This window comes from Sphingomonas sp. HF-S4, from assembly GCF_032911445.1.
GTDB lineage: Bacteria > Pseudomonadota > Alphaproteobacteria > Sphingomonadales > Sphingomonadaceae > Sphingomonas > Sphingomonas agrestis.
Map to the genome: position 1 here is coordinate 103,401 of NZ_JAWJEJ010000001.1, position 15,090 is coordinate 118,490.

Genomic DNA, 15,090 nt, shown 5'->3' on the forward strand with positions numbered 1-15,090 from the left:
CTTGCAAGTTTCGCAATATTAGAGTTGCATTTGCCGGATAGTCTCTAATTCGGCTGCGAATCCGTTTGCTCTTCTTCGGTTGTTGCGCAAGATGTGTGCGATGGCCACGAAGCGTTGGGATGTCGCTCTTGTCGCGCTGCTGCTCGGGCTGGCGCTGATCTCCGCCGCGATGGTCGGCACCTTGCTGCTGTTTCGCGCCGAGCAACGCGCCGATGCGTCGGTGGTGCGCACGCTGCAGGTGCAGGAGCGGCTCAACAGCCTGCTCACTCGCGCGCAGGAGGCGCTGCTCGGCGAGAGCGGCTATCTGGTTTCGGGCGATACGCGCTTCGTCGGCCGATATCGCGAGGCGCGCGACCGGCTCTATGTCGAGCTTGGCGAGCTGCGACGGCACGTGGCGGACGATGCGGGCCAGTTGTCCGCGGCTGCGCAGCTCGATCGCTGCTGGCGCTCGCGGCTTTCGCAGACCGACAGGCGTTTCCTGCTGATGGAGGCGGGCCAGGCCGATGCGGCGCGGCGGTCGATCCGCACCGTGCTCGATCGACCGATCACCGATCGCTGCCGGAAAATCGTCGTCGCGATGAAGGGGGAGGCCGCCCGACAATTCGACCAGCAGCGCGAAGCCGCGGACCGCCAGGCGACCTTGCTGTCGATCTGGCTGCTGATCTGCGCCACCGCGGTGATGGCCTTCGCGATGCGCTCGACCCGCAAGGCATTGGCGACGGCGCGCAACGCATCGATCGCCCGCGACCAGCTGCTCAACGCCAACAGCCGGCTGCACGAGGAAGCGGCGAGCCGCGAAGTGGCCGAGAACCAGCTACGCCAGATGCAGAAGATGGAATCGATCGGTCAGTTGACCGGCGGCATCGCACACGACTTCAACAACATGCTGGCGATCGTGATCGGATCGCTCGACCTTGCCCGGCGCCGGATCGAGAAGGACGTCAAACGCGCGCAGGAGCATATCGAATCGGCGATGTCGGGCGCGCAGCGCGCGGCACAGCTTACCTCGCAGCTGCTTGCCTTCGGCCGCCGCCAGCCACTGGCGCCGACCGCGCTCGATGCCAGCCAGCTCCTGCGCCGGCTATCGGAGTTGTTGCGGCGGACGATTGGTGGAAATGTCGATTTCCAGGTCGATCCCGCGCCCGGGCTGTGGCCGGTCCATGCCGATGCCGGCCAGCTCGAGAGCGCGCTGGTCAATCTGTGCGTCAACGCGCGCGACGCGATGCCCGAGGGCGGCACGCTGGTCGTCCGCACCGCCAACGTGAAGCTCGACCGCGCCTATGCCAAGTCGCATCCCGATGTCGGGCCGGGCGACTATGTGAGCATCACCGTGCAGGACAGCGGCGCCGGGATGCTCGACGAAGTGCGCGAACGGGCGTTCGAGCCGTTCTTCACCACCAAGGGCCCCGGCAAGGGCTCGGGCCTGGGGCTCAGCCAGGTCTATGGCTTCGTCAAGCAATCGGGCGGGCATGTCGCGATCGAGTCCGAGCCCGGGCGCGGGACCAGGGTGTGCCTGTATCTGCCCCGCTACGAAGGCAAGGTCGCTGAGGTCGAGAGTTGGCGGGCCGGTCCCGAGACGCGGCTGCCCGCCGCGCAGGACAGCGAGATCGTCCTCGTCGTCGACGACGAGGACAAGGTACGCCAGCTCGCCGTCGATGCCCTGCGCGAGCTCGGCTATATCGTGATCCAGGCGCCGGGCGGCGAGGCGGCGCTGAGCCTGCTCGAAGACCAGCCGCGCATCGACCTGCTGCTCACCGACGTGCTGATGCCCGGGATGAGCGGGCCGCAGCTCGCCGCGCAGGTCGAGCGTGCCCGACCCGAAATCCGGCTTCTCTACATGAGCGGCTATCCCAGCGACGGCATCGTCAGCGACGGGATGCTGACCGATGGCGTGGCACTGCTCCCCAAACCCTTTACCATTGCCCAACTCGCCGCGCGGGTGCGGGAGGTGCTCGACGACAAGGCGCCTGCAGCTGCCTGAACCGGTAGCGAAAATGACTCGGCGCATTGCCGGGAGTCGCGCGCGCGCCTAAATCGCGGGCAGCCCATGTCCGACCCCAATTCCCCCAATCGATTCAACGAGGAAAAGGCGACCTACGCCGTGCGCGGGGAGGGGGCGCCCGATCTCGAGGCGGGCGTGGCGGCGATCCGCAACGTGCTCAATACCTTGCCGGCGCGGCCGGGGGTCTACCGGATGCACGACGCGCGCGGCGACGTGCTGTATGTCGGCAAGGCGCGCGCGCTCAAGAACCGGGTGACCAACTATACCCAGGTGATGCGGCTGTCGAAGCGGCTCCAGCGGATGGTGGCGCAGACGCGATCGATGACGATCGTCACCACCAACAACGAGGCCGAGGCGCTGCTGCTCGAGGCCCAGCTGATCAAGCGCTATCGCCCCCCCTACAACGTGTTGCTGCGCGACGATAAGTCGTTCCCGTTCATCCTGCTGCGGCAGGATCACGCTTTTGCCCGCGTCCAGCTCCATCGCGGCGCGCGGCGCTACAAGGGCGATTATTTCGGACCGTTCGCGGGGGCGGGCCAGGTGCGCCAGACGCTCAACGCGCTGCAGAAGCTGTTCCTGCTGCGATCGTGCACCGACGGCTTTTTCGCGACGCGCGACCGGCCGTGCCTGCTGTATCAGATCCGCCGCTGCTCGGCGCCGTGCGTCGGGCGGATCAGCGAGGAAGCCTATGCCGAGCTGGTGAGCGACTCGCGCGACTTCCTGATGGGCAAGAAGACCCAGGTCCAGGCCAAGCTCGGCGAGCAGATGCAGGCGGCCGCCGAGAACCTCGATTTCGAGCTGGCCGCGATCCTGCGCGATCGGTTGAAGGCGCTCACCTTCATCCAGGGATCGCAGGCGATCAACGCCGAGGGCGTGGGTGACGTCGATATCTTCGCGCTCGCCTGCAAGCAGGGGGTGATGGGGATCCAGGCCTTCTTCATCCGCGGCGGGCAGAATTGGGGGCATCGCAGCTTCTTCCCCGCGCACACCGCCGAAGTGCCCGAGGACGAAGTGCTCAGCCAGTTCCTGATGCAATTCTACGAGGAAGTGCCGCCGCCCAAGACGATCTTCGTCGATCGCAACCTGGAGGAAGCCAAATTGCTGTCCGAGGCGCTGGCCGAGCGCGCCGGGCATAAGGTGGCGCTGGGGGTGCCGCAGCGCGGGCCGCGGCGGCGACTGCTCCAACAGGCGCAGCGCAATGCGGTGGAAGCGCTCGACCGCCGCATGGCCGAAAGCACGACCCAGGCCAAGCTGCTCGCCGAGGTTGCCGACCTGTTCGAGCTGCCCGAGCCGCCCGAGCGGATCGAAGTCTATGACAACAGCCATATCCAGGGAACGAGCGCGCTGGGCGCGATGATCGTCGCCGGTCCCGAGGGGTTCCAGAAGAACCAATATCGCAAGTTCAACATGAAGCGCGCCGAGACGATCGCCGGCGACGATTACGGCATGATGCGCGAGATGTTCTCGCGCCGCTTCGCCCGCGCGCAGGACGAGGATCCCGATCGCACCCAGGGCAATTGGCCCGATCTGGTGCTGATCGACGGCGGGCGCGGGCAATTGAACGCCGTGAAGGGCGTGCTCGAGGATCTGGGGATCGAGGATGTGTGCCTGGTGGGCGTCGCCAAGGGGCCGCATCACGGCCGCGATGGGCGCGAGGTGTTTCATCTGATGGACGGGCGCGAGCTTACCCTGCCGGTAAATTCGCCGGTGCTCTTCTTCCTCCAGCGGCTGCGCGACGAGGTCCACCGCTTCGCGATCGGCGCGCATCGCGACAAGCGCAGCAAGGCGATCGGCGCGTCGCCGCTGGACGAAGTACCCGGCATCGGCCCGGCACGGAAAAAGGCGCTGCTGATGCATTTCGGCACGGCGCGGGCGGTGCGCGGGGCAAGCCTGGAGGATCTGCGCAAGGCGCCGGGGGTGTCGGCCGCGGTCGCGCAGCAGGTGCACGACTATTTCCACTCGCGTTGATGGCGGGGGCGGGAAGGTGTATCTTGCGGAGCATGGCGAGTCTCGCCGAAGCCCCGACCAAATCCACCTACCGCATGTCGCATGCGGGGTTGCTGGAGACGGCCACCTATCTGGAGGTCGACTCCACCGGGCTCGATACAGGAGCACTGCGCGCTGAGGTGAAACGAGTCGGCGAGGCGCGGTGGAAGGAAGAGAACCGTGAGGCGATCGAGCAGTGGAACGCCTTGGGAGAAGCGGCACGGATCTCCGTTAGATCGGTATCGCGGCTTTTAGGTGGCTCGCTTCGGGATATATCAAGCACGCACCAGTTCGACCTTGCTGCTAGATTGTCAGTCGGACCTCGTCGATCTGGGCCGCCGACTGATGGTGCCTTTGCTGCCGGAGGCGGAAGCCGAAACGCCGGCCCAATTGCGAGGGCTGCATCCGATTTTTTCGATTCAAGGTGAGCGGTTCGTCATGGCGACGCACCCGATGGCCACGGTGCCCGAGCGGGAAATCGGTGCGAAACTCGTCTCGCTGTCGCACGAAGCCGATCAAATCATCCGCGCGATCGATTATCTACTCTCAGGCTACTGACCCGTTCCTCACCGGATTTTGACGCGTTCCGCACACCAATCGCGCTTGCCGGCTCTTTTCGAGCCGCTAGTCTCCCGCAGGTTGGATCAGGGGGCTTTTTCGATGTTGGGGCGAATGACGTTTGCGGCGGTGCTGCTGTGTGCGCCGGCAGTGGCTTATGCGGGGGACAAGCCGCTGTACCAGCCGGCGCCCGCATGGGTGGTTGCGGCACCTGCGCCCGATGCGGCCAAGCGCACCGACTCCGATCCCGCGCTGGTCATCATGGACCAGCAGCACCGTGTCGGCGACGGGCAGGTCTGGGAATATACCGACCAGGCGACGCGCATCTTGTCGTCGCAGGCGATGCGCGACAGCGGCACGGTGACGTTGCCGTGGCAGCCTGATGCCGGCGACCTGATCGTCCACCGCGCCGAGATCCTTCGTGGGGGCGAAAAGATCGACCTGATCGCGGCGGGGCAGCGCTTCGAGGTGCTGCGTCGTGAGGAACAGCTCGAGCAATGGCAGCTGAGCGGCATGCTCACCGCGACGATGACCGTCGAAGGGCTGCGGGTGGGCGACGTGCTGCGGATGAGCTATTCGGTGACGAGCCGCGACAAGGCGCTGCAGGGCAATGTCCAGACGTCGATCGGGCTGATGGCGGCGCCGGCGCGCGCGCAATTTGCCCGGGCGCGCTTGTCCTGGCCAGTGGGGACCGAGCTCAAATGGCGCAGCTATGCCGATGGGCTGGCGCCCAAGGTCGTCCAGCGCGACGGCTTTAACGAGATCGACATCACCCTGCCGCTGGCCAAGCCCGCCGAGCTCCCGGCTGATGCACCCGCACGTTACCATAAGCTCTCGATGCTCGAAGCGACCAGCTTTGCCCACTGGCCGGCAGTGTCGCGGGTGATGGCGCCGCTCTACCGGACCGACGGCCTGATCGCGGCGGGAAGCCCGCTGGCCGGCGAAGTCGCGAAGATCGCCGCCAAGTCGAGCGACCCGCGCACCCGCACCGCGCTGGCGCTGCGACTGGTGCAGGACGAGGTTCGCTATCTCTTCAAGGGCATGGACGGCGGCAACTATACGCCGCAAAAGCCCGCCGACACCTGGTCGATGCGCTATGGTGATTGCAAGGCCAAGACGCTGTTGCTGCTGGCGATCCTCCACCAATTGGGGATCGAGGCCGAGCCCGTGGTGGCGAGCGCCCAGTTGAGCGACCATGTTGCGCAGCGGCTGCCGGGCCCGGGTGCGTTCGATCACGTCATCGTGCGCGCAGCGATCGGCGGCAAGAGCCTGTGGCTCGACGGGACCGGGAACGGCACGCGCCTCGCCGATCTCGACGATACGCCGCCGTTCCGCAACATCTTGCCGCTGCGCGCCGAGGGGGCGGGGCTGATGCCGCTCGCGATGCATCCGCCGGGGCGTCCGCCGGTCGAGATCGACGTCGAGCTCGACCAGAGCGCAGGGCTCAACCTGCCGACGCCGTTCACGGTGGTTTTCACGGTGCGCGGGGCAATGGCGGAGATGTATCACACCAACGCGAGCCAGGCCGACAAGGAACAGCTGACCGCGATTGCGCAGTCGATGGTGGGCAGCGTGCTGGGCGAGGCGCTGATCGGCGAGCGCAGCTGGACCTACGACGCTGAAACCTCGACGACGCGGATCACCGCGAAGGGGATCGTTTCCAGCGCGTGGCGGATGGTCGACGGACGCTTGCGGATGAAATTCGACAAGGCAATGGAAAAGTCGTCCTTCTCGCCCGATCGCGCGCGACCGGCATGGAAGGACATACCGGCGATGACCGCGCCGATGGCGTTCTCGACGCTGCTGCGGATGCGCGTCCATCTGCCCGCCAAGGGCGTCGGTTTCGAACTGGAGGGCGATCGGGTGCTGCCGGCGCGGCTCGCCGGGACGACGATGCGACGCAAGGTGGCGATGGAGGGCGCGTGGGCGACGCTCGAAGATGCCGCCGAAACCGATGGTGCGGAAATCGCTGCGGCCGATATTCCGGCGGCGCGGGCGCAGGTGGCGCTGGCGCAAAGCCGGCTGCTCACGCTGGTCGCGCCGGCTGACTATCCTGCGCGCTGGAAGGTCGTTGCCGAGGCGCGCGGCACAAAGGCGTTCGCACCGATCCTGGCCGCCTATGCGACGGTGATCGCTCACGAACCCGAAGAGGCGCTGGGCTATTCGAACCGGGCGAATTTCTTGAACGGCGTGTGGGACTGGAAGGAAGCGGCCGCCGATATGGACAAGGCGATCGCGATCGAGCCTTCCGCCGAACTGTATTTTACCCGCTCGCGAATCCGCACCATGTTGCGCGACGACAAGGGCGCGCTCGCGGATATCGACGCGGGCCTGGCGCTCGATCCAAGCTCGACCGCGGGCGTCGCCCAGCGCGAGATGCTGCGATTCCGCGCCGGCGAGCGCGATGCGGCATTGGCTGCGCTTGCCGAGCGGATCGAGGCGGGGGGAACCGAGAAGCTTACCTTCGTCGCGCGCCGGGCGGATCTGCTTGCCGAGGCAGGACGCGGCGAAGAGGCGATCGCGGCGCTTGATGGCGTCATCAAAGTCAATCCAGGCAACGCCACGCTGCTCAACGAACGCTGCTGGATCAAGGGCACGCTCGGCGCTGCGCTCGACACTGCGCTCAAGGACTGCACCAAGGGGATCGAACTCGCCGAGAACCCGGCGTCGATCTATGACAGCCGGGCGATGGTCTATTACCGGATGGGCCGCATGGAGGATGCGCTGGCCGATCTGGATGCCGCGCTCGAGCTCTCGCCGACGCAAGGTGCCAGCCTCTATATGCGGGGCGTGATCCGCAAGAAGATGGGCGATGCGCGCGGAAATGACGATCTCGGTGCGGCGCGGATGATGTCGTCGCGGATCGACGAGGACTATGCACGCTGGGGGATCAAGCCGTAATAGGATTGGGAGTTTCTTCACCCCGAAGCGCTAGGGGAGCAGCATGCCGACCCGCGTCTTCCTGACTGTCGATACCGAGCTGATGTGGCGCCACCATTGCGCCGGGCTCGATGCCGAGACGATCGTCCGCCGCTCGCTCGAGCCGGCGGAGGTGGGGGTGGGCTGGCAGCTCGCGCAGCTTGCCGTGCATGGGCTCAAGGCGTGTTTCTTCGTCGATCCGATGCCGGCGCTGGTCTACGGGCTGGAGCCAATCAAACGCGTGGTGGGATCGATCCTCGAGGCGGGGCAGGAAGTGCAGCTCCACCTGCACCCCAATTGGACCGGCGCGCATGCCGGCGACGGCGGCGTCAGCTACGGCGCGTTCGAGCTGATCGATTACAGCCTTGCCGAGCAGGTCGAACTGATCGCCGGCGCGGCGGACATGCTGGTCGCCGCGGGGGCGCCCGATCCGATCGCGTTCCGTTCGGGCTCCTATTCGGCGAGCGACGATACGCTGGCGGCGCTGGCGCGGCTCGATTTCGCCTATGATTCGAGCCACAACGGCTCCGAGCATCCCTGGCCGAGCGCGATCAGCCTGGCGCCACGCCAGATCGCTCCCGTCGAGCATTGCGGGGTGATCGAAGTGCCGGTGACCTTGATCGAGGACCAGAAGGGACATCTGCGCCACTTCCAGATCTGCGCGCTTTCGGCCGCCGAGATGAAGGCCGCGCTCGATCATGCATCGCGCGAGCGACACGCGGCGGTCACGATCGTCAGCCACGGCTTCGAGCTGGCCAATCGCGCGGGGACGCGCGCCAACGGCGTGCATGTCCGCCGCTTCGAGGCGCTGTGCGGCATGCTCGCCGAACGCCGCGAGATCCTGGAGACCGCGCATTTCGCCGACCGGCCGGAAATGGCGCTCGGGCAGGACGATTCGCCGCTCGGGCCGAGCGTGCTGCGCACGCGGCTGCGCCAGGCCGAGCAGCTCTGGTCCAACTGGGTCGAGGAACGCGCGGCGTGAATGCCCATGCCGAGATCGCCGCGGCGCCGCGCCCGGTGCGGCTCAAGTTCGCGATCGGCGCGCGGACGCTGTTCGCGGTCGAGCCTCGGCTGGTGCGCGTGCCGCTGACGCTTGCCGAGGCGCGCAGCGAGGCGATGCCGGCGCTTCCCGCCCTGGCAGGCGACGCCGACGGCTATCTGGTGACGTCGCTTCCCGAGGCGCGGGTGGCGACGCTGGCCGCGCAGGCGGGCGGGATGCTGCCGTTCGTGCGCCAGCGCTACACCCGGCATTATCTCGATTTCGCGGGCGGGTTCGAGGCGTGGCTCGCCGGCCTTTCGTCGAACGCGCGGCAGGGGCTTAAGCGCAAGGCCAAGAAGATCGCGGCGGGCGGCGTGCTGGACATTCGGCGGTTTCGGACGCCCGGCGAGCTGGCGGCGTTCCATCCCGTGGCACGGGCGATCTCGGCGACGACCTATCAGGAACGGCTGCTCGGCTCCGGACTGCCCGAGGATGCCGGGTTCCTCGCGGCGATGCGCGACCTCGGCGCGGCTGGGCAGGTGCGTGCCTGGCTGCTGTACGTGGGCGGCGAGCCGGCCGCCTATCTTTATTGCCCGGTCCAGGGCGACACGGTGATCTATGCCTTTGTCGGGCATGATCCCCGCTTCAACGAGCTGTCGCCCGGCGCGGTGCTCCAGCTCGAGGCGATGCGCGACCTGTTCGGCGAGGGGCGCTTCGCGGCGTTCGACTTCACCGAGGGCGAGGGGCAGCACAAGCGCCAGTTTGCGACCGGCGGAGTGGCGTGCGTGGACTTGCTGATGCTGCGGCCGACGCTGGCGAACCGGGGGGTGATTGCGGCGCTGGCTGGGTTCGACGGCGCCGTGGCTCTGGCAAAGCGGGTGGTGCAGCGCGTCGGGCTGGGTGGCTTGGCGAAACGGCTGCGGCGGGGCGGCTGATTCCTCCCCGGAACGGGGAGGGGGACCGCTCGCGAAGCGAGTGGTGGAGGGGGCTCTCCACCAGCGAAATCCTTTGTGGAGAGCCCCCTCCTCCAGCCTGCGGCTGGTCCCCCTCCCCGTTCCGGGGAGGATCTAGTAGACCCCCTCTCATGCACCTGCGCGCCGAAGCCATTCTCCTCAGCGTCCGCGCGCATGGCGAGCATGGTGCGATCGTGCGTGCGCTCACCGAAGGCGACGGATTGCAGCCCGGCTATGTCCGCGGCGGGCGGTCGCGGGCATTGCGGCCGGTGCTCCAGCCGTCGAACCTGGTGCTCGGCGAATGGCGGTCGCGGACCGAGGAGCAATTGGCCGGGCTTACGCTCGAGCTGATCCACAGCCGCGCGCCGCTGTTCGGGGAGCCGCTACCGGCCGCCGGGCTGCAATGGGCGACGGCGGTGAGCGCGGCGGTGCTGCCCGACGGCCAGCCCTATCCGCGGCTCTATTCGGCGCTCGATGGCGTGCTCGCGGCGATCGAGGCGGCGCCCGCGGCGCGCGGCTGGGCCGTGGCGCTGGTGCGCTATGAGCTGCTGCTGCTCGCCGAGCTCGGCTTCGGGCTCGACCTGGAGCATTGCGCGGCGACCGGTCGCAACGACGACCTCGCCTTTGTCAGCCCCAAGAGCGGGATCGCCGTGAGTCGGGGCGGCGCGGTGGGCTATGAGGACCGGCTGTTGCGGTTGCCAACCTTCCTGACCGAAGGCGGTGCGGCGGATTGGGACGATATCCTCGACGGGCTCCGCCTGACCCTGCACTTCCTCCAGCGCGACCTGCTGATCGGCAAGGGTGCCGAAATCATCGCCGCACGTGGCAGGCTGGTAGATCGGCTGATGCGGGCGGTTGCGTAACGAGACATGGCTCGGCAAAGCGTCATGGAACGCTCCTCCCGGCGCGCAGCGACGGGAAAGATAGGGAAATCGAATGCCGCTGATTGCTGTTCTGCCCGGCGACGGGATCGGGCCCGAAGTTACCACCCAGGCGCGCCGCGTGCTCGAAGCGCTCGATCTCGGGCTCGATTTCGAGGAAGCACCGGTCGGTGGCGCGGGGTATCTCGCTTCGGGCCGGCCGCTGCCGCCCGACACGCTGGCGCTCGCCAAGCGCGCCAATGCGGTGCTGTTCGGCGCGATCGGCGATCCGCGCTTCGAGGCGCTCGAACGCCAATTGCGCCCCGAGGCGGCGCTGCTCGGCATCCGCCGCGAGCTGGGGCTGTTCGCCAATCTCCGCCCCGCGACGCTGTTCCCCGGGCTCGAATCCGCCACCTCGCTCAAGCCCGAGGCAGTCGACGGGCTCGACATCGTCATCGTCCGCGAACTCGTCGGCGACGTCTATTTCGGCGAGAAGGGCCGGCGGACCAATGTCGAGGGGCTGCGCCAGGGCTATGACGTGATGAGCTACAACGAAGCCGAGGTCGAACGCATCGCCAAGGTCGGCTTCGAGATGGCCAAGCGGCGCAAGCGCAAGCTTTGCTCGGTCGACAAGGCCAACGTGCTCGAGACCTCGCAACTGTGGCGCGACGTGGTCAACGAGATGAGCACCGACTATCCCGAGATCGAGCTTACCCACATGTATGTCGACAATGCCGCGATGCAGCTCGTCCGGCGCCCCAATGCGTTCGACGTGATCGTCACGGGCAATCTGTTCGGCGACATCCTTTCGGACCAGGCGAGCATGTGCGCGGGATCGATCGGGATGCTGCCCTCCGCCTCGCTGCGTGCGTGGAGCGGCGACAATGGCATGTACGAGCCGATCCATGGCAGCGCGCCCGACATCGCCGGGCAGGGCAAGGCCAATCCGTGCGCGGCGATCCTCTCGGCGGCGATGCTGCTGCGCCACAGCCTGAACGACGAGGCTTCGGCCCAGAAGGTCGAGAAGGCCGTGGGCGCGGCGCTGGCGAAGGGCGCACGTACCGCCGATCTGGGCGGTAGCCTGAGCACCACCGAGATGGGCGACGCCGTGCTGCGCGAGCTGGCGTGAGCGCCGACCTGCTCGAGCTTGCGATCGTCATCCCGACGTTCAACGAGCGGGCGAATGTGCCCGTCCTCGTCGCGAAGCTCGATCAGGCGCTAAAGGGCCGAAACTGGGAAGCGATCTTCGTCGACGACGACAGTCCCGATGGCACCGCGCAAGCGGCGCGCGAACTGGCGCGGATCGATCGGCGCGTGCGGGTGATCCAGCGGATCGGCCGGCGCGGGCTGTCCTCGGCGTGCATCGAGGGGATGTGCGCCACCGCCGCGCCCTTCGTCGCGGTGATCGACGGCGACCTGCAGCATGACGAGACCATCCTGCCGGCGATGCTCGATGCGCTGGAGGGGGACGCGGCGCTCGACCTGGTGGTCGGCTCGCGTTTCGTCGAAGGCGGCGGCACCGGCGAATGGGACCGCGACCGCGTCGCCAAGTCGGCCTTCGCGACGCGGCTGTCGCGCCGGGTGCTCAAGGCCGATCTCAGCGACCCGATGAGCGGCTTCTTCATGATCCGCACCGATATCGTCCGCGCTCTGGTGCCGACGCTGTCGGCGATCGGCTTCAAGATCCTGCTCGACATCATGACCGCGTCGCCGCGGCCCTTGCGATTTCGCGAGCTTCCCTATGTGTTTCGCGTTCGCACCGAGGGCGAGAGCAAGCTCGATCACGTCGTGGCGATGGAATATCTGATCGCGATCTACGACCGCATGTTCGGCAGGATCGTGCCGGTGCGCTTCGCGATGTTCTCCGGCATCGGCGCGCTGGGGGCGGCGGTGCATTTCGCGGCGCTTGGGCTGCTGTTCCGGCTGATGGGGCTCCCCTTCGTCACCGGCACGATCATCGCGACCTTCGTGGCGATGACGTTCAACTTCTTCCTCAACAACGCGCTCACCTATCGCGGTCAGCGGCTGAAGGGCGCGCGGGCGCTGTTCGGCGGCTGGGTGAGCTTCTGCCTGGTCTGCGCGGTGGGTGCAGTTGCGAATGTCGGCGTGTCGGCGTTCCTCCACGATGCACAGCATGGCGACTGGCGGGTATCGGCGCTGGCGGGCGTGGCGGTGTCGGCGGTGTGGAATTTCGCGCTGTCGTCGCGGTTCACGTGGGGACGGTACTAACTCTTCCCCCAAGATTCATCGCCAGCTGTTGAACCACATCCAATAGGCGAAACCCTGGCTGTCCCGGAGCGGGGAGGCGGCGATGATCGGGTAGAAATAGACGAAGGCGACGAGCGCGGCGAAGGCGAACCATTCCTCGCGGCCCTTGTCCCGCCCGCGGTCGAAATGGTGGAACGCCACCGGCACGACGAGGCAGAGGAACAGCCCCGACAGGTGGTAATAATAATAGAAGCCGAGCGACTTGGGGATCACGATATAGATGGCCAGGCTAGCGATCCAGAGCAGCGCCACTGCCAGGGGCCGGATCGCGCGGCTGCGCAGCCACGCCCAGAGACAGGCGAGCACGGCGAGCAGCCCGCCCCACATGATCACCGGGTTGCCGATCAGCAGCACGCCGCGCTGCGCGCCCTGGTCCCATTCATAGAAATACCAGATCGGGCGGAGCATCAGCGGCCAGCTCCACCAATCGGACTGATAGGTGTGCGGCTGGAGGACCTGGGTCTGGAGCGCGTACATCTCGCGCTGGAGCGGGATCAGCCCGGCGAGGGTGAGCGGCGCCTGCTGGTAGAAGAAGGCGGGCAGGAAGGTGAGGAAATAGGTGGCGATGCTCACCGTGCCGAGCAGCAGCAGCCCGGGGATCGTGGCGAGGCCGGGCCAATGCGGCTGGCCCTTGCCCGACAGCGCCGAAAGCAGCGGGCGCTTCGCCAGCCGGGCATCGCGCAGGCGGAGCAGGATAAAAGCGAGCCCAGCGAGTGCGACATAGGGGATCGCCGCCCATTTGGTGCCGACGGCGAGGCCGAGCAGCACCGCGGCACCGGTCCAGCGGCGCTTCACCTGGCCCGGCGTGCCGCGCATCGCCCAGAGCATTACCACCAGCGCCCAGAGCAGGAACGCGCCGAGGAACACGTCGAGCATCGCCGTGCGCGCCTGAATGTAGAGCGTCTGGTTGAGCGCGGTCAGCGCCGCCGCGACGAGTGCGGGGCGCATCGATCCGAGCAGCAACCAGACGAACGCGAAGGCGGCAAGCACGGTCGCGGTGCCGGCCAGCGACGTGAAGGCGCGCCAGCCGATCGGATTGTCGCCGAAGATCATGATCCCTGCGCCGATAAGCTCTTTGCCGAGCAAGGGGTGCTCGATGTTACGCGGGCCTTCGAGATCGAGCAGCGCGCGGGCAGCGGGGACGTAATGAACCTCGTCGAACATGATCCGGCTAGGGCGATCGATGTGCACGCTGAACAGCGTTTGCGCCGCCAGCCCCAGCAGCAGCGCGACGAGATACGGGCGGGTGCGGAGAGCCTTGAGGCGAGCGAGCATGAAGGGGTGGTAGCGTGTTGCTCCCTTGCCCGAAAGGGAGGGAGAGGTTGACGCGGGGCCTTTGCCCCCGGCAAAGCGAGATCATGAAACGTCGTACCGGTCAGGACCGCAGCGTCACGCGCAACTGGAAGCCCGCAACGCAGGCGATCCGCGGCGGGACGATGCGATCGGAGTTCGGCGAGACCAGCGAGGCGCTCTTCCTTTCCTCGGGCTATGCCTATGACTGCGCGGGCGACGCCGCGGCGCGGTTCGCCGGCGAGCAGGAGGGCATGACCTATTCGCGCCTCCAGAACCCGACGGTGCAGATGCTCGAAGAGCGGATCGCGCTGTTGGAAGGCGCCGAAGCGTGCCGGACGATGGCATCGGGCATGGCGGCGATGACCGCGGCGTTGCTCTGCCAGCTCGAAGCGGGCGACCATCTGGTCGGCGGTCGCGCGGCGTTCGGATCGTGCCGCTGGCTGACCGACACGCTGCTCCCCAAGTTCGGCATCGAGACGACGGTGGTCGACGCGCGCGACGCGCAGCAGTTTCAGGACGCGATTCGGCCGAACACCAAGGTGTTCTTCTTCGAGACGCCGGCCAATCCAACGATGGACGTGGTTGATCTCGAAGCCGTGTGCGGCATCGCCAAGGCGCACGGCATCACCAGCGTGGTCGACAATGCGTTCGCCACCCCGGCGCTCCAGCGGCCGCTGAAATTCGGCGCCGATGTTGTCGCCTATTCAGCGACCAAGATGATGGACGGGCAGGGGCGCGTGCTCGCGGGTGCCGTGACCGGCACCGAGAGTTTCATCAACGACACGCTGCTTCCCTTCACGCGCAACACCGGGCCGACGCTGAGCCCGTTCAATGCCTGGGTGGTGCTCAAGGGGCTCGAGACGCTCGACCTGCGCATCCGCCGCCAGAGCGAGAATGCGCTGAAGGTCGGGCGCTTCCTCGAAGGCCGGGTGCCGCGGATCAACTTCCCGGCGCTGCCCAGCCACCCCCAGCACAATTTGTTCATGCGCCAGATGGGCGATGCCGGCCCGATCTTCTCGTTCGAAGTCGAGGGGCGGACCCAGGCGCACGGCCTGCTCGATGCGCTGCAACTGATCGACATCTCGAACAATATCGGCGACTCGCGCTCGCTGATGACGCACCCTTCGTCGACCACGCATTCGGGCGTGGCCGAGGACAAGCGGATCGAGATGGGGGTGACCGAGGGGATGCTGCGGCTCAATGTAGGGCTCGAGGATCCCGAGGACCTGATCGCCGATCTCGACCGGGCATTGGGGCAGGTCGGCTTGTGAG

General features: G+C 67.2%; 11 protein-coding genes and 1 pseudogene. 11 read left to right on the plus strand and 1 reads right to left on the minus strand.

The genetic code is table 11. From position 1 onward, the window contains the following. Positions 1 to 100 precede the first annotated feature (100 nt). From RZN05_RS00525 to RZN05_RS00565, 10 genes and pseudogenes are all read left to right on the plus strand, one after another. Positions 101 to 1,981, plus strand: a complete 1,881-nt coding sequence (locus tag RZN05_RS00525; RefSeq protein ID WP_317224671.1) for an ATP-binding protein — start codon at positions 101 to 103, stop codon at positions 1,979 to 1,981. A 66-nt stretch (positions 1,982 to 2,047) separates the two neighbouring features. Beyond that, a complete protein-coding gene (uvrC, locus tag RZN05_RS00530) occupies positions 2,048 to 3,970 on the plus strand; it encodes an excinuclease ABC subunit UvrC (RefSeq protein WP_317224672.1) in 1,923 nt (640 codons plus the stop codon). Positions 3,971 to 4,044: 74 nt separating this feature from the next. Continuing rightward, a pseudogene (locus RZN05_RS20630) lies at positions 4,045 to 4,191 on the plus strand (type II toxin-antitoxin system CcdA family antitoxin); the annotation flags it as partial. Positions 4,192 to 4,243: 52 nt separating this feature from the next. Then, positions 4,244 to 4,546: a CcdB family protein gene (locus RZN05_RS00535; RefSeq protein WP_317224673.1), complete on the plus strand. Its 303-nt coding sequence runs from the start codon at positions 4,244 to 4,246 to the stop codon at positions 4,544 to 4,546. A 114-nt stretch (positions 4,547 to 4,660) separates the two neighbouring features. Further along, positions 4,661 to 7,447: a DUF3857 domain-containing protein gene (locus RZN05_RS00540; protein WP_317224674.1), complete on the plus strand. Its 2,787-nt coding sequence runs from the start codon at positions 4,661 to 4,663 to the stop codon at positions 7,445 to 7,447. 43 nt (positions 7,448 to 7,490) lie between these two features. Then, positions 7,491 to 8,447 carry a polysaccharide deacetylase family protein gene (locus RZN05_RS00545; protein ID WP_317224675.1) on the plus strand — a complete coding sequence of 319 codons (957 nt, stop codon included), beginning with the start codon at positions 7,491 to 7,493 and terminating at the stop codon, positions 8,445 to 8,447. Next, the gene (locus tag RZN05_RS00550) at positions 8,444 to 9,379 is read left to right on the plus strand and encodes a GNAT family N-acetyltransferase (protein ID WP_317224676.1); all 936 of its coding nucleotides are present in this window, start codon (positions 8,444 to 8,446) and stop codon (positions 9,377 to 9,379) included. Before RZN05_RS00545 ends, RZN05_RS00550 begins: the two co-directional genes overlap by 4 nt. A 149-nt stretch (positions 9,380 to 9,528) precedes the next feature. Then, positions 9,529 to 10,260 carry a DNA repair protein RecO gene (gene recO, locus RZN05_RS00555; protein WP_317224677.1) on the plus strand — a complete coding sequence of 244 codons (732 nt, stop codon included), beginning with the start codon at positions 9,529 to 9,531 and terminating at the stop codon, positions 10,258 to 10,260. A gap of 73 nt (positions 10,261 to 10,333) precedes the next feature. Next, a complete protein-coding gene (gene leuB, locus RZN05_RS00560) occupies positions 10,334 to 11,386 on the plus strand; it encodes a 3-isopropylmalate dehydrogenase (protein WP_317224678.1) in 1,053 nt (350 codons plus the stop codon). Continuing rightward, positions 11,383 to 12,486: a glycosyltransferase family 2 protein gene (locus RZN05_RS00565; protein ID WP_317224679.1), complete on the plus strand. Its 1,104-nt coding sequence runs from the start codon at positions 11,383 to 11,385 to the stop codon at positions 12,484 to 12,486. Before leuB ends, RZN05_RS00565 begins: the two co-directional genes overlap by 4 nt. A gap of 15 nt (positions 12,487 to 12,501) precedes the next feature. Here RZN05_RS00565 and RZN05_RS00570 read toward each other — a convergent pair whose 3' ends face one another. Then, on the minus strand, positions 12,502 to 13,800 hold the full coding sequence (locus tag RZN05_RS00570; protein WP_317224680.1) for a phospholipid carrier-dependent glycosyltransferase: 1,299 nt from the start codon (positions 13,798 to 13,800) through the stop codon (positions 12,502 to 12,504). A gap of 83 nt (positions 13,801 to 13,883) precedes the next feature. On the opposite strand from RZN05_RS00570, the gene RZN05_RS00575 reads away from it, so the two are divergent. After that, positions 13,884 to 15,089 (plus strand): trans-sulfuration enzyme family protein, encoded by a 1,206-nt coding sequence (locus RZN05_RS00575; RefSeq protein ID WP_317224681.1) that lies wholly within the window; start codon positions 13,884 to 13,886, stop codon positions 15,087 to 15,089. The last annotated feature ends 1 nt before the right edge of the window (position 15,090 follow it).

What these genes read in the sequence shown, in the direction of transcription:
- recO (WP_317224677.1), top strand. Translation starts at nt 9,529, where the DNA reads ATGCACCTGCGCGCCGAAGCCATTCTCCTCAGCGTCCGCGCGCATGGC.
- uvrC (WP_317224672.1), top strand. Translation starts at nt 2,048, where the DNA reads ATGTCCGACCCCAATTCCCCCAATCGATTCAACGAGGAAAAGGCGACC.
- RZN05_RS00525 (WP_317224671.1), top strand. Translation starts at nt 101, where the DNA reads ATGGCCACGAAGCGTTGGGATGTCGCTCTTGTCGCGCTGCTGCTCGGG.
- RZN05_RS00540 (WP_317224674.1), top strand. Translation starts at nt 4,661, where the DNA reads ATGACGTTTGCGGCGGTGCTGCTGTGTGCGCCGGCAGTGGCTTATGCG.
- RZN05_RS00575 (WP_317224681.1), top strand. Translation starts at nt 13,884, where the DNA reads ATGAAACGTCGTACCGGTCAGGACCGCAGCGTCACGCGCAACTGGAAG.
- RZN05_RS00545 (WP_317224675.1), top strand. Translation starts at nt 7,491, where the DNA reads ATGCCGACCCGCGTCTTCCTGACTGTCGATACCGAGCTGATGTGGCGC.
- RZN05_RS00570 (WP_317224680.1), bottom strand. Translation starts at nt 13,800, where the DNA reads ATGCTCGCTCGCCTCAAGGCTCTCCGCACCCGCCCGTATCTCGTCGCG.
- leuB (WP_317224678.1), top strand. Translation starts at nt 10,334, where the DNA reads ATGCCGCTGATTGCTGTTCTGCCCGGCGACGGGATCGGGCCCGAAGTT.